Source organism: Sulfurospirillum halorespirans DSM 13726 (genome assembly GCF_001723605.1).
In the GTDB taxonomy this organism is placed as follows: domain Bacteria; phylum Campylobacterota; class Campylobacteria; order Campylobacterales; family Sulfurospirillaceae; genus Sulfurospirillum; species Sulfurospirillum halorespirans.
Genome location: NZ_CP017111.1, coordinates 2,428,154 through 2,451,521, shown reverse-complemented (window position 1 = coordinate 2,451,521; position 23,368 = coordinate 2,428,154). Strand labels below are relative to the sequence as shown.

Below are 23,368 nucleotides of genomic sequence, written 5' to 3'. Positions count from 1 at the left end.
GAATTATTCTCCTCTTAAAATAGTCGCCACAGGCAAGTTCAATGAACGCTTGATGGGAAAGTATGCGGCAATGGCTGCAAACAGCAGCGATAAAATGGTCGCAATCGGAATCGATAAAAAGCGAAAATCAATGCCTGAGCCAAAGATAACCGTGCCAAAAAATTGGGATAAAAAGAAGCCTAAAAATGCCCCTAAGACCGAAGCAAACAGGGTCATCAAAAAGATTTCGGTGCCAAAAAGAGTGGCGACATTGCGTTTGGATGCACCAAGGGCGCGAAGCAGGGCGATCTCTTTCGTGCGTGAAAAGATGATGGAGCTCAGCGTAGTGTTGACACACATGGAGGTGATCAGTAGCACCGTAAAGGCGACCAATGCCATCAAAAATTTGATTTTATCTAAGATCAGACCCTCGGAGAGTGAGATACGCGCGAGAGGTTTGGCGCTGAAACTGCCTACTTTGGAAAGCTCCGTACTGATCGCATTGATCTGATCAAAATCGCCTAAGATGACCGCTTCAACCAGATGGATTTGCCCCGCTTTGCCTAAGACTTTTTGCGCCAAGGGGAGGGCGACAAAGAGCAGTCCATCTTCTTTATCGCCACTAGAGACGATCCCTTTGATGCGAATGGTCGTGGAAAAGCCGCTTTGTTCATTAACTAAGTTGATGCTTGAGCCTACTTTGAGCTCCATCTTTTTTGCCAAATCCACACCGACGAGGGCGTTTCGTTCGTCAAAATCGACATTGATGTACGTTCCTTGTACGACCTCTAAAAAAGGCTTCGCTACTTTCATTCCTGCAAAGTCAACGCCTGCCATCACGGCATCGCCCAGACTTAAGCGCACCGTTCCAAAGAGGTAGGGTGAGGCACCTAAAAGGGAGCCTTTTGGGATTACATGTAAAGACTTTTCATAATCGCTTTGATCGAAGAAAAGGGATTTTTCAACCGATTGGGGCGTGAAAAGCACATTGGCGCCATACGCCTTCAGCTCTTTGCGCATCTTAGAGTCGATGTCGAGATAAACATTGACAAAAGCACCCGTTACGCACGCCCCTAGCATGATGGAGATAAAAATGATGAGGGTGCGATCGTAACTGAAACGAAGGCTTTTAAAGACCGAACGGAGTAAAAAAGCACTGCGCAAGGAGTGTTTTTTATTTGCGACCATAAAGCACCTCCGCAGGTAAAAGATCGATCACGCCTCGCATCGGAAGCAGTGAGCCCACAAACGCGATAATGAGCGCAAAACTGATCGTAAGAGGTAAAATAATCCATGAAATTTCAACCGCATGTCCGAAGATACTGAGTGCAATCAGCATCGAAAGCCCATAACCCACGAGTGCTCCGACGGTTCCAGCGATAAGGGCGACACTGAGTGATTCTGCGATGAAAAGCGTATAGATCGCAAGATTGCTTGCACCTAGCGCTTTTAACAGTCCGATCTCTTTTTTACGACGGTGAATCTCTGACGCCATCAACGAAGCGATGCCAATGGAGGCAGCAATGAGCGCGATGATGCTGACCATGCCCATCAGCGATTGGATTTTCTTCACGACTTTGCTCTCGCCATCACTCACTTTCATCAGTGCCTTTGCCGTAGCGCCTTTGTACTCTTCTTCGATTTGGTAGGCAATGGAGCTGACATATGCGGTGCAGTACCAATGGTCATACTCCAACGTGTCCAGTTCCGCAGGGTTACGTTTGGCTTTCATCGAGAGGTCATCTTCTGGAACGGTGAGGGCTGAGACTTCCACGCGAGATATTTTTTCAGGTTTACCCAGCAGTGTTTGTGCCAAAGCCATCGACATCATGATCTTGCTCTCAGCCTCTTGTGCCCCTTTTAAAATACCCTTTACATGTAAAGATTTATCTGCAAGTATTAAAGTGTCACCAATGGCGATGTGGTGATCTTTGGCTAGGGTTTCACCCACCAAGATATTCGCTTCCGTATCATCCTCGATCCACGCTCCTTCAACGCTCCAAAACGGGTAGAGCGACTTGACACCAATGCGGTAATTTGGCTCATCGGCGATAGGAAGATTTTTATCAAAATAGGTTCCAATGATGGCAACAGGCGTTGTCTCTTTCGACCAAGCGATTTTCCCCTCTAAAAAAGGAGCATACGCAGCGATGTTGTTGCGCCAAAATACCTCTTTGATTTTAGGCAGTTTGCTCTCATCCAAGTAAGCATCCTCTTGCAAAGGCTTAAAGGTTTTGCCCTCAATCTCCATACTCAGTGCGCCACCTTTGGGCAATACAATGATATTGGAGCCGTAACTGCGAAGCTCTTGAGCCACCTTATCGCCAATGCCAAGCGTGATATTGAGCATCGACGCGACCAGCATGGAGGCTAAAAAGATGGTCAAAAAGGCGAGCATCTTTTGAGTTTTATTGCCCCAGAGGGCGCTTTTAAGGAGTTTGTATTCCATCATTTGCTCACGTCTCCTAACGCTTGGTAGCCTTGTGCTCTCCAGTGCGATTCACTAGCCGTACCCACGTAGCGCTCAGGGTTTTCTTTAAATTTTTCATACGTATCGTTGTTTTCAAAGTAGTACGTTTTTCCACCAAAGACGTAGGTTTTAGGCGCTTTGAGGTTAATCATTTTGGCACCACTGACGGGGTCACTCACGCTTTTTTCCACGACCTCTGAGAAGTAGTTCACCCCTTTGAGAATCGTCTCTAGCTTGAATATGATCTCTTTGCCATCGAACTGATAGGGGAACGGAATGGGGTTACACCCACCTTCTTTACCCACAGAAGGGATAAAAATACGCACATTGCACGAGATACAAATGAGCTCATCCCCTTTTTTGACATAGCCCATATCGCCACAAATCATGCACGCGTCAAACACAGCAACGGGGGCGTCTTTGCCTTTGTAACGGTTGAGCAAAAAGAAGCGAATCTTATTGCCCTCATCGGTAATGTAGGCAAAACGGTGCAGGTCGTTGTCGCGCAACAGTTCCATCGGAATTTTAAATTCACCATTCACGGGCTCTAAAATCGTGGGTGTTGAAATGGTTGGTGGACGTGAAGCAACAAGATCGTAATAGAGTATAAATGCACTCATTGTAAGGACGATCATGATGTTACATGTAAAGATTTTTTGCAGATGCGCTCGTGTCGCACGAATGCGCCTAGAAGCGATGACGCCCACAGTTTCTTTAGGCTCTTTGCGCGGTTGTTGGCGCAGAAAAAGAGTACTTAAGACAACGATGATGGCAAGGTAAATGTACGTGAAAAATGCGGAGTAGTGCAACACTTTGGCAACGGCTGAGAGAAGCCACGTTGAGGTCGGAAGTACGCCCAAACGCATTAAAGCAATGCCAAGTTCCCCTAAAATATCTAACAGCAAAAAGAGAGTAGTAAGCGCAATGGCAGTGTTTCGAACACTAGGACGGATCTTTTCAGCGACTTTTGTCATCAACCAGTAAAGAAGCAAAAGCAAACCTGCGCTTAAGATCACAATGCCCAAAGAGACGATGGAAAGTGTGTCTAAAAGGGCACCTTTCAGCAGTGGAAAATCACGGCTAAGCGTGCCGTATTCTATACCAAAAGAGATCGCAAGCAGTGCTATGAGTGCTAGTTTAACGCTTTTGAAAGGAAGCAGACACACAGCCCAGCCCAGAAGCAATAAAACGGCGATAACACCGTTGGCATAGAGTTTGAGCGTGGTGTCCCAAAGGTAGAGATTGGCGAATTCAAAGAGTCCAATTCCTATCCAAATACCGATAAAAGAGGCTAAAAAAGTGGCTTTGAGGCTCGGGTATTTTCCCCATAAAGCGCTCAAAAGCGTAAAGCCCAGTAATGCTTGCATCACGTGGATAAAATAAATTGACATTGCGTCGTGTCCTTCAACAAAAAACTTGCGTCTTTTTTCGTTTACATGTAAAAAAAGAGACGCAAATTTTAGGTTAAAAGAAGAGCACAAAGGCTCTTCTTAGGGTTTTTAGTCTTGAATACCTGTGTATTTAAATTTGTAGCTTGTTGTGAACGGTTCAAACCATTTGCCAACACCAGAAGCTGCATCAGCATGTCTTCCAAAACCTTGTTTTGAAGGATTGTCGATTGTGAACTTCACTTCGTAGTTACCGACACCTAACATTTTGATGTTGGCACCGTAGTGAGGACCATCGGCCGCAACCATTGGCATAAAGGTGCCTTTTTTGCTTTTGCCTGTGTCGAGATTTTTGATCTCATAACTCACGCTCAAATAAGGAACCCATTCACCAGCTGCAAAACCATTGGTATTTCCCTCCGTTGCGCTGATGTCTGCTTCAAGATGCACATCGGCTTGTGAGGGTGCTAGGTCGATACCTTTTGGCTCCATATCGATCGGTTTAAGGTACACAGCGGCAACACTCATGTGATTCATCACCACTTCTTCACCGATGGGGTACTCTTTCATCTCAGCCTCTGCGGCATGGGCTAACATAACGGCTACGCTCAGTGCTAAGACTGATTTTGCCAACATTTTTAACATAGTTCCTCCTTAGAAAATTTAGATCTCAAAATTGTTCTCCTTTTTTTGAGATTCAAGCTTTTTTCGCTTGAATCATGATGTATAACGAGCCCACAATCAGCCCAATAACGAGCATTGCTTGGGGAATAAAGCTTTGCATGTACGGGTAAATTCCAAGCCACGTTAGCGTTGGAAAGCCCTCAATAAGGGTGGGTTGAAATACTTTTCCCTCAACCAATTCCATAATGCCTTTGCCAGTAAAGACGATTGCCATGTAAAAAATGATCGCGCTGGTGATCATGAAAAAAGGCTTAATTGGAATCCTGATCGCTCCTGCTTTGAGGAGGAAAAAGAGGATGACAAGGGCAATGACACCCATGCCAAATCCTGCGGCTAACATGCTGTACCCAAGCGGTGTTTTTGCATCGAAAATAAGTGCTTGGTAAAAAAGTACGGTCTCTGCACCTTCACGGTAAACCGCTAAAAAAACGGTAAACCAAAGTGCTCGAATCGAGCCAGAACTGAGGGACTCTGAGACTTTTTCTGCAATGTAATGGCTCCATTTTTTCGCGTGGGCATTGGAGAGAAGCCAAAAGCCTACGTAGTACAGCAGTCCAACGGCGACGAGCATCGTGGCACCCTCTAACATTTCGCGTGATTCTCCCGGGTTTTGAAAAATCAAGTTCATCACAAAAGCGGTCACAAAGCTAAGGGCAATGGCACTCCATAACGCGCTGTAAACGATGTTAAGACGTGTTGCATTACCGCTTTTAATCAAATAGGCGATGACGGCGGTGACAACGATGAGTGCTTCAATACCTTCGCGTAAAATGATGATCAACGAGTAGAGGAATTGACTCCATGGTGAATCCGACCCTGAGAGTTTTTCAGCTCCCGTTGCCACTTGTGTATTCAATGAATCCATCTCACTCAAAACACTTTCAGGCGTACTTTGGTTTTTCATGAGTGCAACAATTTTGCTAAAGGAGCCTTCGATGCTTGTTTTAAGAGTGCTATCGACTGCGCCAATTTTAACTTCCATCCCACTGGCTTCAAAGATGTCGAAATAGGAATTTTGAACCAGTTGCATCGCTTTTTTCGCTTCACCTTTGCTGTAGAGCGTGTGCGCTTCCGCCAATTTTGCTTTAAGATTTGCCATCACAGGAGCAAAATCTTCTTTAACTTCTTCAATCGCCTCTTCTTTAACGCTTACCACTGCAAGTTTAACCGCGTCAGCGGGAAGTTCAAGAAGGCTATGCCAGATGTTGCTTTTCAGACGTTCTAACTCTTCTTTGAGCTCCTCTTTGGTGTGAATCTCTTCATCCACCGCGCGAATCACACGTCCCATCTCTTGTTGGATTTGGCTATCGCGCCATTTGGAGATATATTTACGTACCGCTGTTTCGATCATGCCGTTGCGATAATCTTCAAATTTGACCGAGGTAATGATAAATTTTGTCTCTTCTTTATCGCCTTTTTCAAAAGAAACCAAGGCTTTGGCGTATTTGGCTTCGATGTGGTTGTAGAGTGTTTTCCATTTGATATCTAATGTAGGCTTAGGGGCTTCGGTTACCATTTGCGCAGGGCTAGCATCATCGCCTTTTTCACCCACAAGGCGTGTTCCTTTCTCCAGTTTGGGAAGCACTTCTGCCATCTCAGCGGAAAGATTGTCCATAACGGCTTTGACTTCCGCAATCGATGCGCCATCGTTAATCAGCTTACGAATGGAGACAAATTGCGCTTCCATCGCGTAGGATTTTTTACCCGAAATGTTGATGCGGATCGGTCCTTCAAGGTTTTCAAAAAGCTCAAAATAGGCACTTTGCGCCACTTGTTTCGCTTCGTCTTGCTCTCCTTTTTCATACAGTGCTAAACTCTCTTTAAAAGTTTGGTTGATTCGGTTCATAATATCCGCATAATTCGTTGTAGCCGCCGAAAAAAGCAAGGAAGGGAGAAATCCCATCAGAAATAAGCAGAGCATTTTACAGTTCATTGAGTTACCTTTGATTCATTACGTTATGCGTTACATGTAAATAAAATTGAGTTACATATTGATAATCGCAATCGAATAATAGTACTCTAATTCTTTGAGAAGTATTAAATTTGTGTTAAATAATTTTTAACACACACAAAAAAAGAGATGAAAACGAAGTTTTTTGAAGAATCCAGTGGCTAGCGCAGGCAAAGAGCTTTGTTTTTTTGATCTGACAAGAATGTATGAAGCAAGCCTTATTCTGCCAACAAAGTTGGCAAGCTTCAGTGCCTCAGTGGCTAACGTAGTCTTTAAAGCTTTGCTTTAAAGGCGTGTTATTGATCAAAACAGTGAAGGTTGAGAGAGTGCTTTGAGTTTGAAAGATTTTCGGTGAATTTCGCAGTAGCCATAGGCTTTGATTTTTTCTACATGTAAAGCACTGCCATAGCCTTTGTGTTTTTCAAATTCGTACTGCGGATAGGTGGGCGCGATCTCGTACATGTAGCGATCGCGACTCACTTTGGCTAAAATGCTTGCAGCACTGACTTCTGGAACTTTGGCATCGGCTTTGACCATCGTTGTGATGCCCGAAACACCAAAATTGCAGTTACCGTCCATTAAAATATCGTGCCCTTCAAAATGGGCTTTAATGGTCTCTATAGCGTATCTAAGGCAGGCACTGAGCCCTTTGGCATCGACCATAGCATGATCGCAAAAGACGATTTTAAATTCGGCTTTACTTTGAAGAATCTCGAAAAATGCTTCGCGCTGTTTTTCAGTGAGTTGTTTGGAGTCATTGAGTCCTATGACGGGCTCTTTCAAAATAGCGCCTGCTACCACTAACGGTCCTGCTAAACATCCACGTCCTGCTTCATCAATACCACACAACATCCAAACTCCTTTTACATGTAAACGAAGTTTAGTGTAGATTTGCTAAAATGTCCCAAAGGAGTTAATCCATGTTCCACCACAAAGAAGATCTTGAAAAAGCGTTCAATAAAGAGCTTTTTGTCATCAAAAACGACCTGTACTATCAGCAAATTGATTTGACGAAAAACAAGAAAAAAGAGCTTTTGCGCGTGGACATCTCTTACAAACCGCACAGCACGCTCAGTGGCGACACCTACTCGCTTCGCAAAACCAACGATGGAAGGTTGGTGGGATTTATCGCTGATGCGATGGGCAAAGGACTTTCTGCGGCGATGAGTGCGATGGCGATCACACGATTTTTGAACTATTTTTTCGATGAGCTCGAAGAGGAAGAGGGCTTTGTTTTTGATGTGTGGATCACCAAAACGCTCAAATTTTTACAAAAAAATCTGTTTGATGAAGAGATCATGAGTATTGTGCTCGTGGAGTATGACATTCACGCATCGGTTATCAAATACGCATCCTGTGGCATGCCCGCTTTTTTTATCATCAGTGAAAAAGGTGAATTTCAATCGATTCGCAGTAACAATCCTCCCTTAAGTGTTTTCACAAAAAGTGTTCGCAGCAATATCCTTCCTTCCGTTCCAATTGCAAAGATGCTCTGCTACAGCGATGGGCTCAGCGAGAGTCTTCTGCATGATGGAAAACTCTATGCTTCGTGTTTGAAAGAAGATTTTATTGACTCTATTTGTGTGAAAGATTTTCGTGATAAAGTGAAAGAGCGTATAGGTAAGGGTGATGATGATCTGACCTATATTTACATCCAAAAATTGGAGATTTCCAAAACGTTTAAAGTGCTTCGTATCCCAAGTACTTACGAAGCGATTGATGCAGCACTGCTTGGAATTACGCAGTATCTTAAAGCACATTATATCGATAGTAAAACATCGAGCCAGATTATGCTAACCCTCTCAGAGCTTCTGCTCAATGCTTTGGAACATGGCAGTTTTGGGGTTGATAAAGCACGGAAGAATTATCTGATTGAGCACAATTTATTTGATGAGGAGATGCTGCGACTTGAGAAAGTGCACCAGCGCAAAAAGATCAAAATCATCTATGGCATCATTCCTAATGGTAAACGCGAACTCTTTGAAGCGACGATTAGCGATCAAGGCGAAGGATTTGATACGATGGTGCTGAAAAATATTGTCCTTAATGCGGAGAAGTTTAGCGGGCGCGGATTTGTCATTATTCGCAAGCTTTTGGATCACTTCTATTTCAACAAAAAAGGCAATGCCATTACGATTCAAAAATTCATCACGCCCACGTTAGAGTTGTAGCGCCCACTCCCAAAAAGGGGCGATGGAGAAGCTAAAGCCTTCGATGTCTTTGGTACTTTCACTGCTCAGGGTGACGACTTCAATACGCTTTACATGTAAAGCCCAAAAGGTCGGTAAAAGCTTTTGAAGTTTCATCTCAATCGCCTCCGTGGTTGCAAAGCCAACGCAGACAATGGCAAGCGATTCTTCGGGGATAAAAAAGTCAATACCCTCTTCATAAAAGACATTTTTATCGCGCTTAATCAGCTCCAAAAAAACCATATTTTCAAAACGCTTCAAAAAATCTTTTTTAAACGTGAGGGCGTCTTTAAGGGCAAAATCAATCGGATAGACTTTTTTAGCGGCACTGGGTTGATTGTACTTTTCTATAAAAAAGAGAAGTTTCTGATCAATCAGCTCAGACGTGATGGCATACAGTTTATCTTTGGAAATTTTTGTAAAACTCTTTAAATGGTTGTAAATTTGAAAGAGCGAAATTTTGCTTCCTTGCAGTTCACACAAACGTTTGTAGATCAAAAAGGTGGTCGTGTCATTTAAAATAAGATGCAACATCATCTGCATCTGCCGTTGATAATCTTGCTCAACACTTTGTACGATGTGTGGGTAGGTGCCGTGGCTTGCAAAGAGATTGAAAAGATGCTCAATATTCGAGTGTTTTTTATCAAACGAGATGAACTCCTCAAAATCTAAAGGGTAAAGTGTGAGGGAGTCAAAGCCCACAAGTGTTTTACATGTAAAAGAGGTAGAAAGCAGGATTTCATCCACATTGGGAAGTTCAAATGAGAAGTCAAAATGCTCGATGACAAGGAGTTTGATGCGGTTTTTTTGAACAAAAAGAGGCAAGTGCTCCGCAACTAAATGAGGCTCAACACGATCATCGGAAAAATCAATGTAGAGGTAACTCCCTTTTTCATAATGGCTCAAATGATCAACAATCAGATGGCTTTTACCACTCTTTCGTGGACCATACAGAATGGTTTTTTTATGCGTGATGGATAGTTTTCGATCCAAAAAGAGACTGTTTTTAAAATTCATTTCGTAAAAAAATTGGAGTGTTTGCATCATTTTCCTTTGGGGAAAGTTTATTATCTTCCTTATTAAAAGGAAATAAAATGAATATTTGTACACTAAAAAGCCCTATGTTTCTTGACTTCTTATATCTATTGTTGTAAAATCACAGTCCTTTAATTAGGTCATCTTCAAGGTGGCAAGTTCTTTACAGGGGTACCAAATGGAAAAAATTAGACTTAAACTCAAGGCGTATGACCATAGAGTTTTAGACAGATCTGTTGCAGCTATCGTCGAAGCTGTCAAACGAACTGGAGCCGAGATCGTCGGACCAATTCCTATGCCTACAAAAATCAAGCGCTATACAGTGCTTAGATCTCCGCACGTAAACAAATCTTCAAGAGAGCAATTTGAGATGAGAATCCATGCACGTATGATCGACATCGTGTCTGCGACGACTGATACAGTTGATTCACTCATGAAACTTGACTTGGCACCTGAAGTCAATGTTGAAGTTAGAGCTATGGGTAAATAAGGGGTAATGATGGAATATATTATTGAAAAAATCGGCATGAGCCGAACAATCGCAGTACCAAGCGTTCCTGTCACGTTACTCAGAGTTTTAGAAGCAAAAGTATGTGAAGTTAACGCTGAAAAACGTGCTTTAGTTTCATATGTGAGTGGCAAAAAAATGAACAAAGCTATTGCGGGTCAGCAAAAGAAGTATAACCTTTCTGCTGCATTCAATCGTTTCGTAACACTTGATGTTGCAAACGCTGAAGCAGGCGATTTAGATACAGCACCTTTGGGTGAAGCAAAAACACTTAAAGTGTCTTTGAGTACTAAAGGTAGAGGGTTTACAGGCGTTATGAAACGTCACAATTTTAGTGGAGGTCCTGGTGCACACGGTCACCGTTTCCATAGAACTACGGGCTCAATCGGTAACTGCGAATGGCCAGGTCGTGTTCAAAAAGGCAAAAAAATGCCAGGTCATTATGGTAACACTCAAGTGACTGTAAAAAATGAGATCGTTTCATTTGACGCACAAAATGGTATCTTAGCTGTTAAAGGCTCCGTTCCAGGTGCAAATGGATCATTAGGTAAAGCAAGGATTGTTAAATGAGTAGCGCAATCGTATTAAATGAAAAATTAGAAAATGTTGGTGCATTGGCTCTTCCTTCAAGTTTTGAAGAGATCCATTCACATAACCTATATCTTTATGTCAAATCATACCAAGCTGCGCTTCGTTCCAACACTGCTAACACCAAAACAAAAGGTGAAGTAAGCGGTGGTGGTAAAAAACCATGGGCTCAAAAAGGTCGTGGTGGTGCACGTGCTGGCAGTAGAAGAAGTCCAGTATGGGTTGGTGGTGGTGCTGCATTTGGCCCACGAGCTAACAAAAACTATGATTTGAAAGTCAATAAAAAACAGAAAAAATTAGCACTTGAATTCGCATTGAATGAAAAAGCGCTCAATAACGCACTTTTTGTTGTTGATTCTTTAACTGTTGAATCAGGTAAAACCAAAGATGCAGCAAAAATCGTAAAAACACTTGGTACAAGAGACGCATTAATCGTTAAGCAATTGGTTGATGAGAATACATTGTTAGCGTTTAGAAATCTTCAAAACTGCTACCTTGTCGAAGCGAATGAGCTTAATGCGTATTTAGCAACTGCGTTCTATGCGGTAATCATAGAAAAATCAGTGCTTGAAACAATCACAAAAGAGGGCTAAGAATGGCTGATATTACTGATATTAAGGCAATCCTTTATACTGAAAAGAGCTTGAGCCTTCAAGAGAATGGTACAGTTGTTATCCAAACTTCCGTAAGAATGACAAAAAATGGTTTAAAAGAGGTATTAAAACAATACTTTGGTTTTACACCATTAAAAATCAATTCTCTTAGAGTTATGGGAAAAGTTAAGAAGTTTAAAGGCATTGAAGGCAAACGTAATGATTTTAAAAAGTTTTATGTTCAGTTGCCAGAGGGCGCTAAACTAGAGAATGTGGAGGCGTAATCATGGCAATAAAATCATTTAAACCCTATACCCCCAGTCGTAGATTTTTAACAGGACTTGATTCAAGTGACATTACTGCAAAAGCAAGTGTTCCTTCACTCCTTGTTAAAATTGCTGCAACGGCAGGTAGAAATAACAATGGTAGAATCACTTCACGTCATAAAGAAGCGGGTGCTAAAAAACTTTACAGAATTATTGACTTCAAACGAAGAAAATTTGATGTAGAGGGAACCGTAGCTGCTATTGAATATGATCCAAACAGAAACTGTAGAATCGCGCTTATCAATTATGCCGATGGTGACAAAAGATATATTCTTCAACCATCAGGTCTAAAAGTGGGCGATAAAATTCAATCAGCTGAAAGCGGACTGGATATTAAACCAGGTAACGCAATGAAACTTAAAAGTATCCCTGTTGGTACTATCTTACATAACGTCGAACTTAAACCGGGTAAAGGCGGACAAATGGCACGTAGTGCTGGTGGTTACGCTCAACTTATGGGTAAAGAGACTCAGTATGTTATGGTAAGACTTCCAAGTGGAGAGATGAGACAAATCTTGGCTGAGTGTATGGCTACGGTTGGTGTTGTCGGAAACGAGGATTGGGCTAACGTCGTCATTGGTAAAGCGGGTCGTAACAGACACCGTGGTATTCGTCCTCAAACACGTGGTTCTGCTATGAACCCAGTCGATCACCCACACGGTGGTGGTGAGGGTAAAACCAACTCAGGACGTCATCCAGTAACTCCATGGGGACAACCAACTAAAGGTAGAAAAACTCGTAAGAAAAAAGCGAGCGACAAACTGATTATTTCTAGAAGAAAAGGAAAATAGATGGCTAGATCGCTAAAAAAAGGTCCTTTTGTTGATGCTCATTTGTTGAAAAAAACGGTTGAAGCAAAAGAGACAAAATCAAACAAGCCGATTAAGACATGGTCTCGTAGAAGTACTATTATTCCTGATATGATCGGTTTGACATTCAATGTCCATAACGGTAGAAACTTTGTTCCAGTGTACGTTACAGAGAACCATATCGGTTATAAAATGGGTGAATTCGCACCAACTCGTACGTTCAAGGGTCATAAAGGCTCTGTTCAGAAAAAAATTGGTAAGTAGGTAGACTATGAGCAAAGCAATATTAAAATTTATCAGATTATCTCCTACAAAAGCAAGGTTAATTGCACATGAAGTTCAAGGAATGAATGCTGAGCTTGCTATGGCAAGTTTAGAGTTTATGCCAAACAAAGGTGCAAAAATCATCTCTAAAGTGATCGCTTCTGCTGTTTCTAATGGCGGATTTGAACCACAAGAAGTCGTGGTTGCTTCTTGCCGTGTTGACGCAGGTCCGGTACTTAAACGTTTTCTGCCAAGAGCAAGAGGTAGTGCGAGTGGCATTAGAAAACCAACTTCTCATGTATTTGTTGAAGTAGCAAAAGCTGCAAAGAAGGAAGACTAAGATGGGTCAAAAAGTAAATCCGATTGGTTTAAGACTTGGTATTAATAGAAACTGGGATTCACGTTGGTTCCCAAGTAAACAAACCTTAGCGACAAGCATTGGTGAAGATTACAAAATTAGAACATTCTTGAAAAAAGAGCTTTACTATGCAGGTGTCAGTCAAATATTGATCGAGCGTACTGCTAAAAAGCTTAGAGTGACTGTTGTTGCTGCACGTCCTGGTATCATTATTGGTAAAAAAGGCTCTGATATTGAAAAATTAAGAGTTAAATTGACCAAATTAATTGATAAAGATGTAAACGTTAACATTAAAGAAGAGAGACGCCCACAAGCTTCTGCTCAATTGTGTGCAGAAAACGTTGCAATGCAACTTGAGCGCCGTGTCGCCTTTAGAAGAGCAATGAAAAAAGTGATTCAAGGTGCACAAAAATCAGGTGCTAAAGGTATTAAAATTTCTGTCTCAGGACGTCTTGGTGGCGCTGAGATGGCAAGAACTGAATGGTACTTAGAAGGACGCGTTCCTCTTCATACACTTCGTGCAAAAATCGATTATGGTTTTGCTGAAGCACATACAACATACGGTGTTATCGGTGTTAAAGTATGGATCTTTAAAGGTGAGGTTCTTGTAAAAGGACTTGCTCCTGAAAAAGAAGAAGCACCTGAAAAAGAGAATTCACGAAAGCCTAGAGCGCGTAAAGAGAGAGGTAAAAACTAATGTTAATGCCTAAAAGAACGAAATATAAAAAGCAGATGAAAGGCCGCAACCGCGGTGAAGCCAGCAGTGGCGCATCAATCTCTTTTGGTGAAATCGGTCTCAAAGCTGTTGAAGCTGGACGTATTGATTCACGCCAAATTGAGGCTGCGAGGATTGCGTATACACGACATGTTAAGCGTCAAGCTAAGACTTGGATTCGTGTATTCCCAGACAAACCATTAACGGCTAAACCTATCGAAACACGTATGGGTAAAGGTAAAGGTTCTGTTGATAAGTGGGTTATGAATATTAAGCCTGGTAGAATTATTTTTGAAATGGCGGGTGTTCCTGAAGAGTTAGCGCGTGAAGCATTAACACTTGCAATGCACAAATTGCCTTTCAAAACCAAGATTGTAACTCGAGAGAGCGAAAATGAAGTATATTGATTTAAACGGCAAAAGCGCGTCAGAGCTTTTAGAGTTGTTAAAAGAGAAAAAGGTTCTTTTGTTTACATTAAGACAAAAGCTAAAAACAATGCAACTTACTAATCCAAATGAGATTAAAGAAGTTAGAAGAGATATCGCACGTATTAATACGGCAATTTCTGCTCAAAACAAGTAGGGGTAACTAATGGCTTTAAAACGAGAGATTCAAGGCGTAGTTGTTCAGAAAACTGGTGATAAAACCATCACCGTTTTGGTAGAGAGACGTGTAATGCACCCGAGATATCGCAAGTTCGTTAAACGTTTCAAAAAATACCTAGTCCATGACGAGAGCAACCAAGTAAAAATCGGCGACACAGTAAGCGCTATCGAGTGCAGACCACTTTCAAAAAGAAAGTCTTTTAGACTTAGCGCTGTTGTTAAAGTGGGAGTTGAATAATGATACAAAGTTTTACAAGATTAGCTGTTGCTGATAACAGTGGTGCTAAAGAGATCATGTGTATTAAAGTTCTTGGTGGTAGTAAACGTCGTTATGCAACGGTAGGTGATGTTATCATCGCTTCTGTCAAAAAAGCTTTGCCAAGTGGTAAAGTGAAAAAAGGACAAGTTGTTAAAGCGGTTATCGTAAGAACAAAAAAAGAGATCCAAAGAGAAAATGGCTCATTGATTCGTTTTGATGAAAATGCTGCTGTTATTCTTGATAACAAAAGAGAGCCAATCGGTACAAGGATTTTCGGACCAGTAGGTCGTGAAGTTCGTTATGCTAACTTTATGAAAATCGTATCTTTGGCACCGGAGGTACTATAATGGCGACTAAGATGAAAATTAAAAAAGGCGATACTGTTAAAGTAATCGCAGGCGACGATAAAGGTAAAGAGGCAAAAGTTGTTCAAGTTTTGCCAAAAACTTCACAAGTCGTTGTTGAGGGTTGCAAGGTAGTAAAAAAAGCCATTAAGCCAAGTGAGAGCAACCCTAAGGGTGGTTTTGCAAATCTTGAAAAACCAATTCATGTCTCTAACGTGGCTAAAGTAGAGGGTAAATAATGAACAGATTGCAAGAGAAATTTAATGCTGAAGTTAAACCAGCATTGGTTAAAGAGTTTAATATTGCTAATCCTATGTTGTCACCTAAAATTGAAAAAGTCGTTATCAGCGTTGGTGCTGGTGAAGAAGGTAAAGATACTAAGTTATTGCAAAATATCGTCGATACCATCTCTTTAATCGCTGGTCAAAAAGCGGTTGTTGCGAATGCTAAGAAATCAGTTGCTGGTTTTAAAGTACGTGCTGGTTACCCAGTCGGTGTTAAAGTAACACTTCGTAAAGAGAATATGTACGCATTTTTAGACAAACTTATCTCAGTAGCACTTCCTAGAGTAAAAGATTTTAGAGGTCTTCCAAGAGTAGGTTTTGACGGACGTGCAAACTATAACTTTGGTCTTAATGAACAATTAATGTTCCCTGAGGTTGAGTATGATAACATCATGAAAACACACGGAATGAATATTACGATCGTAACAACTGCTAGCAATGATAAAGAAGCATTTAAACTTCTTGAACTCATTGGTTTGCCGTTCGCAAAAGGTAAATAATATGGCTAAAAAATCGATGATTGCAAAGGCTGCAAGAACGCCTAAGTTTCAAGTAAGAGCATACACACGATGTCAAATTTGCGGACGTCCACATTCTGTTTACAAAGATTTTGGTATCTGCAGAATTTGTCTTCGTAAAATGGCAAATGAGGGTCTTATTCCAGGCCTCAAAAAAGCAAGCTGGTAAGGAAATAGACTATGATTAATGATCTAGTAGCAGATTCTTTAACAAGAATCAGAAATGCATCAATGCGTAAACTTGATGTGACTAAATTAATGCATTCAAAACTGGTTGAAGCGATTTTAGTTATTTTCCAAAACAAAGGTTATATCGAAAGTTTTAACGTTGTTGAAGAAGGTCCTAAGAAATTTATCAATGTTGTTTTGAAGTATGATGCAAGAGGCACCCAAGTCATCAATGAAGTGAAAAAAATCTCAAAACCTGGACGTAGAGTCTATAAAGGTCGCGATGAAATTAAACGCTTCAAAAATGGTTATGGTACGATCGTTGTTAGTACATCAAAAGGTGTTCTCAGTAATGATGACGCTCACAAAGCAGGTCTTGGTGGCGAAGTTATCTGTAGTATTTGGTAATTAGCTGTTCTTTTATGGTATTCGATATCCATTCTAAGATTTTAAGCTTATCGTAGACAAGTAAAAGGAAATAAAATGTCTCGTATTGGTAAAAAGCCTGTTAAGATTCCTGCTGGCGTTGAAGTGTCAGTGAATGGTGATCTAGTAGAGTTTAAAAAAGGCAGTGTTCAAAAAGTATTGGACACCAAGGGAAATGTTGACGTAAACGTTCAAGATGGAGAGCTTGTATTTATTTCAAAAGGTGCTGATCGTCAGAGCAGCGCTTTTTGGGGAACATACAGGGCCCTTGGTCAAAATGTTATCACAGGTTTAACTGAAGGTTTTAAAAAGCAACTTGAAATTAACGGTGTTGGTTACAGAGCTGCCGTTAATGGTAATGTTCTTGAGCTTCAACTTGGATTTTCTCACCCAATTAATTATGAATTTCCAAAAGATATTCACATTGTTGTTGAGAAAAACGTAGTGACTATTCAAGGTGATGACAAGCAAGTAGTTGGTCAGATTGCTGCCGAAATTAGAAGTTTTAGAGCTCCAGAGCCTTACAAAGGTAAAGGTGTTAAATATTCTGATGAAACTATTATCCGTAAAGCCGGAAAAACTTCCAAGAAGTAGGGGTAAGAGATGAGAGCAAATATTTTAAAACGAAAGCTTGCATTAAGAGTTAAACGTAAAAAAAGAGTAAGAGCAGATATTTCTGGTACAGAACAAAGACCAAGAATCTCTTTCTTTAAATCAAACAGATTTCTTTATGCGCAAGCAATAGATGATATTAGTGGTGTTACGTTGGCAAGTGTAGATGGCAAAAAATTAGGGTTCAATGCTAGCAAAGCAAGTGCAACAGAAGTTGCAAAAGTGTTTGCGGAGACGCTCAAGGCTAAGAATTTGACTAAAGTTGTCTATGATAGAAATGGTTATTTGTATCATGGGGTAGTTGCTGCTTTTGCAGACGGCCTTAGAGCAAACGGCATAGTGCTATAAGAAAAAGAAGAGGAAAACGATTCAATGGAAAAATACAACAGAGAAGAGTTTGAAGAAGTCATCGTTAACATTGGCCGCGTAACAAAAGTTGTTAAAGGCGGTAGACGTTTTAGATTTACAGCACTCGTTGTTGTTGGAAATAAAAAAGGTCTTGTTGGCTTTGGTTTTGGTAAGGCTAAAGAGGTTCCTGATGCTATTAGAAAAGCAGTTGATGATGCGTTTAAAAACATTGTCAAAGTAAATATCAAAGGTTCAACCATCGCTCATGATGTTGAAGTTAAATTTAATGCAAGTCGTATTATTCTTAAGCCAGCAAGTGATGGTACCGGCGTAATCGCTGGTGGTGCAACACGTCCTGTCGTTGAACTTGCGGGTATTAAAGATATTTTGACAAAGTCATTGGGTTCAAACAACGCTTCTAACGTGGTAAGAGCAACAATTAAAGCTCTTAGCATGATTAAAAGCTAAGTAGAGAAGAAGGATTCAAAATGGCATTAGATAATCTTACACCAGCAGAAAACTCTACCAAAAAGATCAAACGTGTAGGTCGTGGTCAAGGTAGTGGTATGGGTAAAACCGCAAGCCGTGGTAACAACGGTCAAAAATCTCGTACAGGTTATAAACGTAAAAGAGGTTTCGAGGGTGGTCAACAACCACTTCAAAGAAGATTACCAAAAGTTGGTTTTACTTCTAAAATCGTGAAACCTTATATCATCAACGTTGATAGAATTAAAGCAGTTGCAGAACTGGCTGAAATTACGGTTGATGCGATTAGAACTGTGCATAAAATTGGAAGCAGTGTTATTAAAGTGAAATTGATCGGTGCAGGTGCTAAAGAGTTGACTGCTAAAATCAAAGACGAAAACGTCATTTTTACTGGAATGAGTAAATGAGCCAAGATCTTACGAAGAAGATTTTAGTTACGTTAGGGTTTATATTTGCATACAGGATACTGGCATACGTGCCAGTTCCTGGTGTCAATATAGCTGTAATTAAAGAGTTCTTCGACTCCAATAGCTCAAATGCCCTTGGAATGTTTAATATGTTCAGCGGTAACGCTGCACAACGTCTTAGTATTATATCGTTAGGTATTATGCCTTACATCACCGCGTCTATTATTATGGAACTTCTTGCAGCAACTTTCCCAACACTTGGTAAAATGAAAAAAGAACGTGACGGTATGGTGAAATACATGCAGATCATTCGATATGCAACGATTGTTATTACGATTGTACAAGCCATTGGTGTTTCCGTTGGTCTTGGAGGGTTAAGTGGTCGTGCTGGCGAGAGTGCCATTATGATCGATATGACAACCTTTACAGCGATTGCTGCTGCGAGTATGCTTACGGGTACTATGTTACTCATGTGGATTGGTGAGCAAATTACACAACGTGGTATTGGTAATGGTATCAGTTTGATTATTTTTGCAGGTATCGTTTCAGGAATCCCTAGTGCGATTGGTGGAACCATTAACCTTGTCAATACAGGAGAGCTCAATTTCCTTGTGGTCATTGGTATTTTGGTGGTCATCTTAGCCACGGTTGGTTCTATTATTTATGTGGAGATGGGTGAGCGTCGTATTCCGATTTCGTATTCGCGAAAAGTCGTGCTTCAAAATCAACACAAACGTATTATGAACTATGTGCCTATTAAAATGAATCTTAGTGGTGTTATTCCTCCTATTTTTGCAAGTGCAATTTTGATGTTCCCATCAACGATTATGCAAGCAAGCACCAATCCGATTGTTCAATCTATTCACGATTTTCTCAATCCAAACAGCTATGTCTTTAATGTACTTACATTTTTGTTCGTCATTTTCTTTGCTTATTTTTATGCATCGATTGTTTTTAATGCAAAAGATATTTCTGAAAACCTTAAAAAACAGGGTGGCTTTATTCCCGGTGTTAGACCAGGAGAGAGCACTGCACTCTTTTTAAATGAAGTAGCGGGTAGATTAACCCTTTGGGGATCAATCTATTTAGGGCTTATCTCGACGCTTCCATGGGTTTTGGTAAAAGTGATGGGTGTACCATTCTATTTTGGTGGAACAGCTGTTTTAATTGTTGTTCAAGTGGCACTCGATACGATGCGTAAAATTGAAGCACAAATGTATATGAATAAATATGAAACACTTAGTGCGGTAGGTCTTTAAGCAGATGGCAATTACGATTAAAAAAGCTCAGGAAATTGCAAAGCTTTCTGCTGCTAATAAGATTGTTGCCAAAACGTTAGAGTATCTTACATGTAACATTCATCCAGGGCTTAGCTTGAAAGAGCTCAATGCCATGGGTGAGTCTTACATTCATAGCCTTGGTGCGCGTCCTGCCTTTAAAGGCCTTTATGGTTTTCCAGCAGGTGTGTGTACCTCTGTCAACGAAGTGATTATTCATGGGATTCCTACAGAGTATCAGCTTAAAGAGGGTGATATTGTAGGACTTGATATTGGTACAGAGGTTGATGGCTGGTATGGCGATTCTGCTGTAACTGTAGGGGTTGGAGAAATATCAAAAAGTGATGAGAATTTGATTGCATGTGCAAAAGATGCCCTCTATTATGCCATTGATATTATCGAGCCTGAGATGCGCTTTAAAGAGCTAAGTCATGCGATTGAGCAATTTATTCTTCAACAAGGGTATGTTCCTTTGCATGGATTCTGTGGGCATGGCATTGGCAGAAAGCCGCATGAAGAGCCAGAAATTCCTAACTATTTAGAAGGGATTAATCCCAAAAGTGGTCCTAAAATCAAAAATGGTATGGTATTTTGCATAGAGCCAATGATCTGCCATAAAGATGGCACGCCAAAAATTTTGGCGGATAAATGGTCTGTTGTTTCTGCGGATGGGTTAAGAGGAAGCCACTATGAGCACACCGTTGCAATCGTAGATGGCAAAGTAGAAATTTTGTCTCTATCTTGAGATTATAGGAGGTAAAATGGCAAAAGATGACGTGATTGAAATTGACGGTAAAGTGATAGAAGCACTTCCCAACGCAACCTTTAAAGTTGAAGTCCAAAATAGCCATGTGATTTTATGTCACATTGCAGGAAAAATGAGAATGCATTATATTAAGATAATGCCCGGAGATACCGTGAAAGTAGAGTTGACACCGTATAGTTTGGATAAAGGGCGTATAACTTATAGGTATAAGTAAATTATTAGCTTAATTTATGTATAATTTGCCCCTTTTGTAAAGCTGTGTGAAGAATAATCGAAAAAGGAACCACTGTTTTTTCGATTGTTGGTTTGAGATACATCATCAAACCTGTGACAGTTTAGCTCAAAATTCCAGTGGAAATAAAGTTCAGGAGTCACGAATGAAAGTACGACCTTCTGTAAAGAAGATGTGCGATAAGTGCAAGGTGATCAAACGAAAAGGTATCGTTAGAGTCATTTGCGTAAATCCAAAACACAAACAGAGACAAGGATAAGCATGGCAAGGATTGCAGGTGTAGACCTTCCAATGAAAAAGAGAGTAGAGTATGGTTTAACATACATCTACGGTATAGGTTTGACAAGTTCTAGAGCTATTTTAACAGCAACTGGAATTTCGTTTGATAAAAGAGTTCATGAGCTAAGTGAAGATGAAGTTGCAGCGATTCGTAAAGAGATCCAAGCAGACTTTCAAGTAGAGGGTGATCTTCGTAAAAAAGTGGCTATGGATATTAAAGCTTTGATGGATATGGGAAGCTATAGAGGTCTTAGACATAGAAAAGGCTTGCCAGTTCGTGGACAAAAAACAAAAACGAATGCGCGTACCCGAAAAGGTAAAAAACGCACCGTTGGCGCTAAAGCTAAATAACGAAGTCTCAAAGGGAAACAGATGGCAAAAAGAAAAGTAGTACGTAAAAAAGTTGTTAAGAAAAATATTGCTAAAGGTATCATTTATATCTCTGCAACATTTAATAACACTGTCGTAACTGTAACTGATGAGATGGGAAATGTTATTGCTTGGAGCAGTGCAGGTAGTTTGGGCTTTAAGGGTAGTAAAAAATCTACTCCTTATGCAGCACAACAAGCCGTCGAAGATGCATTGACTAAAGCAAAAGAACATGGTCTCAAAGAAATCGGTATTAAAGTTCAAGGCCCGGGCAGTGGTCGCGAGACAGCGGTAAAAAGTGCTGGTACAACAGAAGGTATTAAAGTGTCTTTCCTAAAAGATATTACACCTCTTCCACACAACGGCTGTAGACCTCCAAAAAGAAGAAGAGTTTAATTCTAATTTTTAGAATAGAACGTCTTTGAGAGAAACAAAATAATTTTTTCGTTTATGCAATAGATTAGGAGAAAAAATGGCAAGATATAGAGGACCAGTCGAGAAGCTCGAAAGAAGACTTGGTGTCAGCTTAGCCCTTAAAGGTGAGCGCAGACTTGCTGGTAAAAGTGCGTTAGATAAGCGACCATATGCACCAGGTCAACACGGACAAAGAAGATCAAAAATTAGCGAGTATGGACTCCAATTAAGAGAGAAACAAAAAGCTAAATTTATGTATGGAGTTTCTGAAAAACAATTCAGACGTATATTTGACGAAGCAGCTCGTAAAGAGGGAAATACAGGTATTAACCTTGTCCTTCTTATCGAAAGAAGACTTGATAATGTTGTTTACCGTATGGGATTTGCAACAACACGAAGATTTGCACGTCAATTAGTCACACATGGACATATTTTAGTGAATGGTAGCAGAGTCGACATTCCTTCCTATGTTGTGCGTGCAGGTGAGAAAATTGAGGTTTGTGAAAAATCTAAAAATAACCCACAAGTAAAAAGAGCTCTTGAATTAACACAACAAACTGGTATTGCGCCATGGGTTGATGTTGAGAGAGAAAAAGCAATGGGTATTTTTACACGCATCCCTGAGAGAGAAGAAGTAGTGATTCCGGTTGAAGAAAGATTAATCGTTGAGCTATACTCTAAATAATAAAGTAGGTAGTATATGAAAAAAATCAATACATCAGCTTACATGCCAACTGAAATTGAGGTAGAGACTATTGCGGCAAATAAGGTTCAAATTAGTGCATACCCATTTGAATCTGGTTTTGCGGTAACCTTGGCACATCCTTTACGTAGATTGCTTTTAAGCAGTACCGTAGGATCTGCCCCAACGGCTGTAAAGATTGAAGGCGTAACCCATGAATTTGATAGCATGCGCGGTATGCTTGAAGATGTTGCTCTTTTCATCATTAACCTTAAAAATATTCGTTTCAAAATCAAAGGCGATGAGAAACGTGTAGAGGTTAACTACTCATTTACTGGACCAAAAGAGATTAAGGGAAGTGATTTAGCCAATGCTCACATTGAGATTGTTACACCAGATGGTTATTTGGCAACGATCAATGAAGATGCAGAGTTTAACTTCTCTTTAATCCTTGAAAAAGGGATCGGCTATGTTCCAAGTGAGAACATTAGAGGTTTGGTTGGAGAAGATTATATTGCACTGGATGCTTTCTTTACCCCTGTAAAAAGAGCTGTGTACGATATTGAGAATGTTTTGGTTGAAGACAATCCTAACTATGAGAAAATTGTTTTCACGATTGAAACAGACGGACTTGTTTCTCCAATCGAAGCTTTTAAAAATTCACTTGAAGCAATGTATTCACAAATGTCTGTTTTTAATGGCATTTTGGATATTGCAGTAGCTCCAAAAAGTGAGAGTTCTAATGAGAATGTGGAGCTTGGTAAGCTATTACAGAGTATTGAAGAGTTAAATCTAAGTGCTCGTAGCTTCAACTGTTTAGATAGAGCAGAGGTGAAATTTATTGGCGAGCTTGCTTTAATGAGCGAGTTAGAACTTAAAAACCTCAAAAATCTAGGCAAGAAATCGTTAGAAGAGATCAGACAAGTTATGGAAGAGAGTGGTTATCCTGTTGGATATAATTTCTCTGACGAGACGGCAAGTTTGCTCAAGAAAAAAATTGAAGATTTAAAATCTGAAGCCAACGAGGGTTAATTT

General features: G+C 40.5%; 35 protein-coding genes and 1 pseudogene. 29 read left to right on the top strand and 7 right to left on the bottom strand.

Going from position 1 to position 23,368, the window contains the following annotated elements; genetic code table 11:
- Nucleotides 1-3: 3 nt before the first annotated feature.
- From SHALO_RS12275 to SHALO_RS12250, 6 genes are all read right to left on the bottom strand, one after another.
- Nucleotides 4-1,167, bottom strand: coding sequence for an ABC transporter permease (locus SHALO_RS12275; RefSeq protein ID WP_069478768.1), 1,164 nt, complete (start codon nt 1,165-1,167; stop codon nt 4-6).
- Nucleotides 1,154-2,431: an ABC transporter permease gene (locus SHALO_RS12270; protein ID WP_145923259.1), complete on the bottom strand. Its 1,278-nt coding sequence runs from the start codon at nt 2,429-2,431 to the stop codon at nt 1,154-1,156. The genes SHALO_RS12275 and SHALO_RS12270 overlap by 14 nt, the downstream gene beginning before the upstream one ends.
- Nucleotides 2,428-3,840: a Fe-S-containing protein gene (locus tag SHALO_RS12265; RefSeq protein WP_069478767.1), complete on the bottom strand. Its 1,413-nt coding sequence runs from the start codon at nt 3,838-3,840 to the stop codon at nt 2,428-2,430. The genes SHALO_RS12270 and SHALO_RS12265 overlap by 4 nt, the downstream gene beginning before the upstream one ends.
- A 108-nt stretch (nt 3,841-3,948) precedes the next feature.
- Nucleotides 3,949-4,482, bottom strand: coding sequence for an iron transporter (locus SHALO_RS12260; protein WP_069478766.1), 534 nt, complete (start codon nt 4,480-4,482; stop codon nt 3,949-3,951).
- 52 nt (nt 4,483-4,534) lie between these two features.
- Nucleotides 4,535-6,454, bottom strand: a complete 1,920-nt coding sequence (locus SHALO_RS12255) for an FTR1 family iron permease (RefSeq protein ID WP_084010910.1) — start codon at nt 6,452-6,454, stop codon at nt 4,535-4,537.
- A gap of 321 nt (nt 6,455-6,775) precedes the next feature.
- Nucleotides 6,776-7,324 carry a ribonuclease HII gene (locus SHALO_RS12250; RefSeq protein ID WP_069478765.1) on the bottom strand — a complete coding sequence of 183 codons (549 nt, stop codon included), beginning with the start codon at nt 7,322-7,324 and terminating at the stop codon, nt 6,776-6,778.
- A gap of 68 nt (nt 7,325-7,392) precedes the next feature.
- On the opposite strand from SHALO_RS12250, the gene SHALO_RS12245 reads away from it, so the two are divergent.
- Nucleotides 7,393-8,643, top strand: a complete 1,251-nt coding sequence (locus SHALO_RS12245) for an ATP-binding SpoIIE family protein phosphatase (RefSeq protein WP_069478764.1) — start codon at nt 7,393-7,395, stop codon at nt 8,641-8,643.
- Here SHALO_RS12245 and SHALO_RS12240 read toward each other — a convergent pair.
- The gene (locus tag SHALO_RS12240; RefSeq protein WP_238585243.1) at nt 8,632-9,708 is read right to left on the bottom strand and encodes an ATP-binding protein; all 1,077 of its coding nucleotides are present in this window, start codon (nt 9,706-9,708) and stop codon (nt 8,632-8,634) included. The genes SHALO_RS12245 and SHALO_RS12240 overlap by 12 nt on opposite strands.
- A gap of 166 nt (nt 9,709-9,874) precedes the next feature.
- On the opposite strand from SHALO_RS12240, the gene rpsJ reads away from it, so the two are divergent.
- The 28 genes and pseudogenes from rpsJ to SHALO_RS12100 all read left to right on the top strand — a co-directional run bounded on the left by rpsJ (nt 9,875) and on the right by SHALO_RS12100 (nt 23,365).
- Nucleotides 9,875-10,186: a 30S ribosomal protein S10 gene (rpsJ, locus tag SHALO_RS12235; protein WP_025345780.1), complete on the top strand. Its 312-nt coding sequence runs from the start codon at nt 9,875-9,877 to the stop codon at nt 10,184-10,186.
- Nucleotides 10,187-10,195: 9 nt separating this feature from the next.
- Nucleotides 10,196-10,774, top strand: a complete 579-nt coding sequence (gene rplC / locus SHALO_RS12230; RefSeq protein WP_025345779.1) for a 50S ribosomal protein L3 — start codon at nt 10,196-10,198, stop codon at nt 10,772-10,774.
- On the top strand, nt 10,771-11,385 hold the full coding sequence (rplD, locus tag SHALO_RS12225) for a 50S ribosomal protein L4 (protein ID WP_025345778.1): 615 nt from the start codon (nt 10,771-10,773) through the stop codon (nt 11,383-11,385). The genes rplC and rplD overlap by 4 nt, the downstream gene beginning before the upstream one ends.
- 2 nt (nt 11,386-11,387) lie before the next feature.
- Nucleotides 11,388-11,669, top strand: coding sequence for a 50S ribosomal protein L23 (locus SHALO_RS12220; RefSeq protein WP_025345777.1), 282 nt, complete (start codon nt 11,388-11,390; stop codon nt 11,667-11,669).
- A 2-nt stretch (nt 11,670-11,671) separates the two neighbouring features.
- On the top strand, nt 11,672-12,502 hold the full coding sequence (gene rplB / locus SHALO_RS12215) for a 50S ribosomal protein L2 (RefSeq protein ID WP_025345776.1): 831 nt from the start codon (nt 11,672-11,674) through the stop codon (nt 12,500-12,502).
- Nucleotides 12,503-12,784 (top strand): 30S ribosomal protein S19, encoded by a 282-nt coding sequence (gene rpsS / locus SHALO_RS12210; protein ID WP_025345775.1) that lies wholly within the window; start codon nt 12,503-12,505, stop codon nt 12,782-12,784.
- 7 nt (nt 12,785-12,791) lie between these two features.
- A pseudogene (gene rplV, locus SHALO_RS12205) lies at nt 12,792-13,121 on the top strand (50S ribosomal protein L22); the annotation flags it as partial.
- Nucleotides 13,122-13,125: 4 nt separating this feature from the next.
- Nucleotides 13,126-13,839, top strand: a complete 714-nt coding sequence (gene rpsC / locus SHALO_RS12200; protein WP_025345773.1) for a 30S ribosomal protein S3 — start codon at nt 13,126-13,128, stop codon at nt 13,837-13,839.
- Nucleotides 13,839-14,264, top strand: a complete 426-nt coding sequence (rplP, locus tag SHALO_RS12195) for a 50S ribosomal protein L16 (RefSeq protein ID WP_025345772.1) — start codon at nt 13,839-13,841, stop codon at nt 14,262-14,264. Before rpsC ends, rplP begins: the two co-directional genes overlap by 1 nt.
- Nucleotides 14,251-14,439 (top strand): 50S ribosomal protein L29, encoded by a 189-nt coding sequence (gene rpmC / locus SHALO_RS12190; RefSeq protein WP_037960715.1) that lies wholly within the window; start codon nt 14,251-14,253, stop codon nt 14,437-14,439. The genes rplP and rpmC overlap by 14 nt, the downstream gene beginning before the upstream one ends.
- 9 nt (nt 14,440-14,448) lie before the next feature.
- Nucleotides 14,449-14,700 carry a 30S ribosomal protein S17 gene (rpsQ, locus tag SHALO_RS12185; protein WP_069478761.1) on the top strand — a complete coding sequence of 84 codons (252 nt, stop codon included), beginning with the start codon at nt 14,449-14,451 and terminating at the stop codon, nt 14,698-14,700.
- Nucleotides 14,700-15,068 (top strand): 50S ribosomal protein L14, encoded by a 369-nt coding sequence (gene rplN, locus SHALO_RS12180; protein WP_012857721.1) that lies wholly within the window; start codon nt 14,700-14,702, stop codon nt 15,066-15,068. Before rpsQ ends, rplN begins: the two co-directional genes overlap by 1 nt.
- On the top strand, nt 15,068-15,304 hold the full coding sequence (gene rplX, locus SHALO_RS12175; RefSeq protein ID WP_025345770.1) for a 50S ribosomal protein L24: 237 nt from the start codon (nt 15,068-15,070) through the stop codon (nt 15,302-15,304). The genes rplN and rplX overlap by 1 nt, the downstream gene beginning before the upstream one ends.
- The gene (rplE, locus tag SHALO_RS12170; protein WP_069478760.1) at nt 15,304-15,849 is read left to right on the top strand and encodes a 50S ribosomal protein L5; all 546 of its coding nucleotides are present in this window, start codon (nt 15,304-15,306) and stop codon (nt 15,847-15,849) included. The genes rplX and rplE overlap by 1 nt, the downstream gene beginning before the upstream one ends.
- 1 nt (nt 15,850) lies before the next feature.
- A complete protein-coding gene (locus SHALO_RS12165) occupies nt 15,851-16,036 on the top strand; it encodes a type Z 30S ribosomal protein S14 (RefSeq protein ID WP_025345768.1) in 186 nt (61 codons plus the stop codon).
- A gap of 11 nt (nt 16,037-16,047) precedes the next feature.
- Entirely contained in the window at nt 16,048-16,443 is a 396-nt protein-coding gene (rpsH, locus tag SHALO_RS12160; RefSeq protein WP_025345767.1) for a 30S ribosomal protein S8, read from the top strand.
- Nucleotides 16,444-16,518: 75 nt separating this feature from the next.
- On the top strand, nt 16,519-17,055 hold the full coding sequence (gene rplF, locus SHALO_RS12155) for a 50S ribosomal protein L6 (RefSeq protein ID WP_069478759.1): 537 nt from the start codon (nt 16,519-16,521) through the stop codon (nt 17,053-17,055).
- Nucleotides 17,056-17,064: 9 nt separating this feature from the next.
- Nucleotides 17,065-17,421 carry a 50S ribosomal protein L18 gene (gene rplR / locus SHALO_RS12150; RefSeq protein ID WP_069478758.1) on the top strand — a complete coding sequence of 119 codons (357 nt, stop codon included), beginning with the start codon at nt 17,065-17,067 and terminating at the stop codon, nt 17,419-17,421.
- A 24-nt stretch (nt 17,422-17,445) separates the two neighbouring features.
- Nucleotides 17,446-17,889, top strand: coding sequence for a 30S ribosomal protein S5 (gene rpsE / locus SHALO_RS12145; RefSeq protein WP_012857714.1), 444 nt, complete (start codon nt 17,446-17,448; stop codon nt 17,887-17,889).
- Between the two features lie 20 nt (nt 17,890-17,909).
- On the top strand, nt 17,910-18,314 hold the full coding sequence (gene rplO, locus SHALO_RS12140; protein ID WP_025345764.1) for a 50S ribosomal protein L15: 405 nt from the start codon (nt 17,910-17,912) through the stop codon (nt 18,312-18,314).
- The gene (gene secY / locus SHALO_RS12135) at nt 18,311-19,573 is read left to right on the top strand and encodes a preprotein translocase subunit SecY (protein ID WP_025345763.1); all 1,263 of its coding nucleotides are present in this window, start codon (nt 18,311-18,313) and stop codon (nt 19,571-19,573) included. Before rplO ends, secY begins: the two co-directional genes overlap by 4 nt.
- Before the next feature lie 4 nt (nt 19,574-19,577).
- Nucleotides 19,578-20,336 carry a type I methionyl aminopeptidase gene (gene map, locus SHALO_RS12130; protein WP_069478757.1) on the top strand — a complete coding sequence of 253 codons (759 nt, stop codon included), beginning with the start codon at nt 19,578-19,580 and terminating at the stop codon, nt 20,334-20,336.
- Nucleotides 20,337-20,352: 16 nt separating this feature from the next.
- Complete coding sequence (gene infA / locus SHALO_RS12125) at nt 20,353-20,571, top strand: translation initiation factor IF-1 (protein WP_012857710.1); 219 nt, start codon at nt 20,353-20,355, stop codon at nt 20,569-20,571.
- 163 nt (nt 20,572-20,734) lie between these two features.
- Nucleotides 20,735-20,848 (top strand): 50S ribosomal protein L36, encoded by a 114-nt coding sequence (rpmJ, locus tag SHALO_RS12120; RefSeq protein WP_038533455.1) that lies wholly within the window; start codon nt 20,735-20,737, stop codon nt 20,846-20,848.
- Nucleotides 20,849-20,850: 2 nt separating this feature from the next.
- Nucleotides 20,851-21,219 carry a 30S ribosomal protein S13 gene (gene rpsM, locus SHALO_RS12115; RefSeq protein WP_069478756.1) on the top strand — a complete coding sequence of 123 codons (369 nt, stop codon included), beginning with the start codon at nt 20,851-20,853 and terminating at the stop codon, nt 21,217-21,219.
- A gap of 21 nt (nt 21,220-21,240) precedes the next feature.
- Entirely contained in the window at nt 21,241-21,633 is a 393-nt protein-coding gene (gene rpsK / locus SHALO_RS12110; RefSeq protein ID WP_014770213.1) for a 30S ribosomal protein S11, read from the top strand.
- 76 nt (nt 21,634-21,709) lie between these two features.
- The gene (rpsD, locus tag SHALO_RS12105) at nt 21,710-22,336 is read left to right on the top strand and encodes a 30S ribosomal protein S4 (protein WP_025345760.1); all 627 of its coding nucleotides are present in this window, start codon (nt 21,710-21,712) and stop codon (nt 22,334-22,336) included.
- Nucleotides 22,337-22,351: 15 nt separating this feature from the next.
- A complete protein-coding gene (locus SHALO_RS12100) occupies nt 22,352-23,365 on the top strand; it encodes a DNA-directed RNA polymerase subunit alpha (RefSeq protein ID WP_069478755.1) in 1,014 nt (337 codons plus the stop codon).
- Nucleotides 23,366-23,368 lie beyond the last annotated feature (3 nt).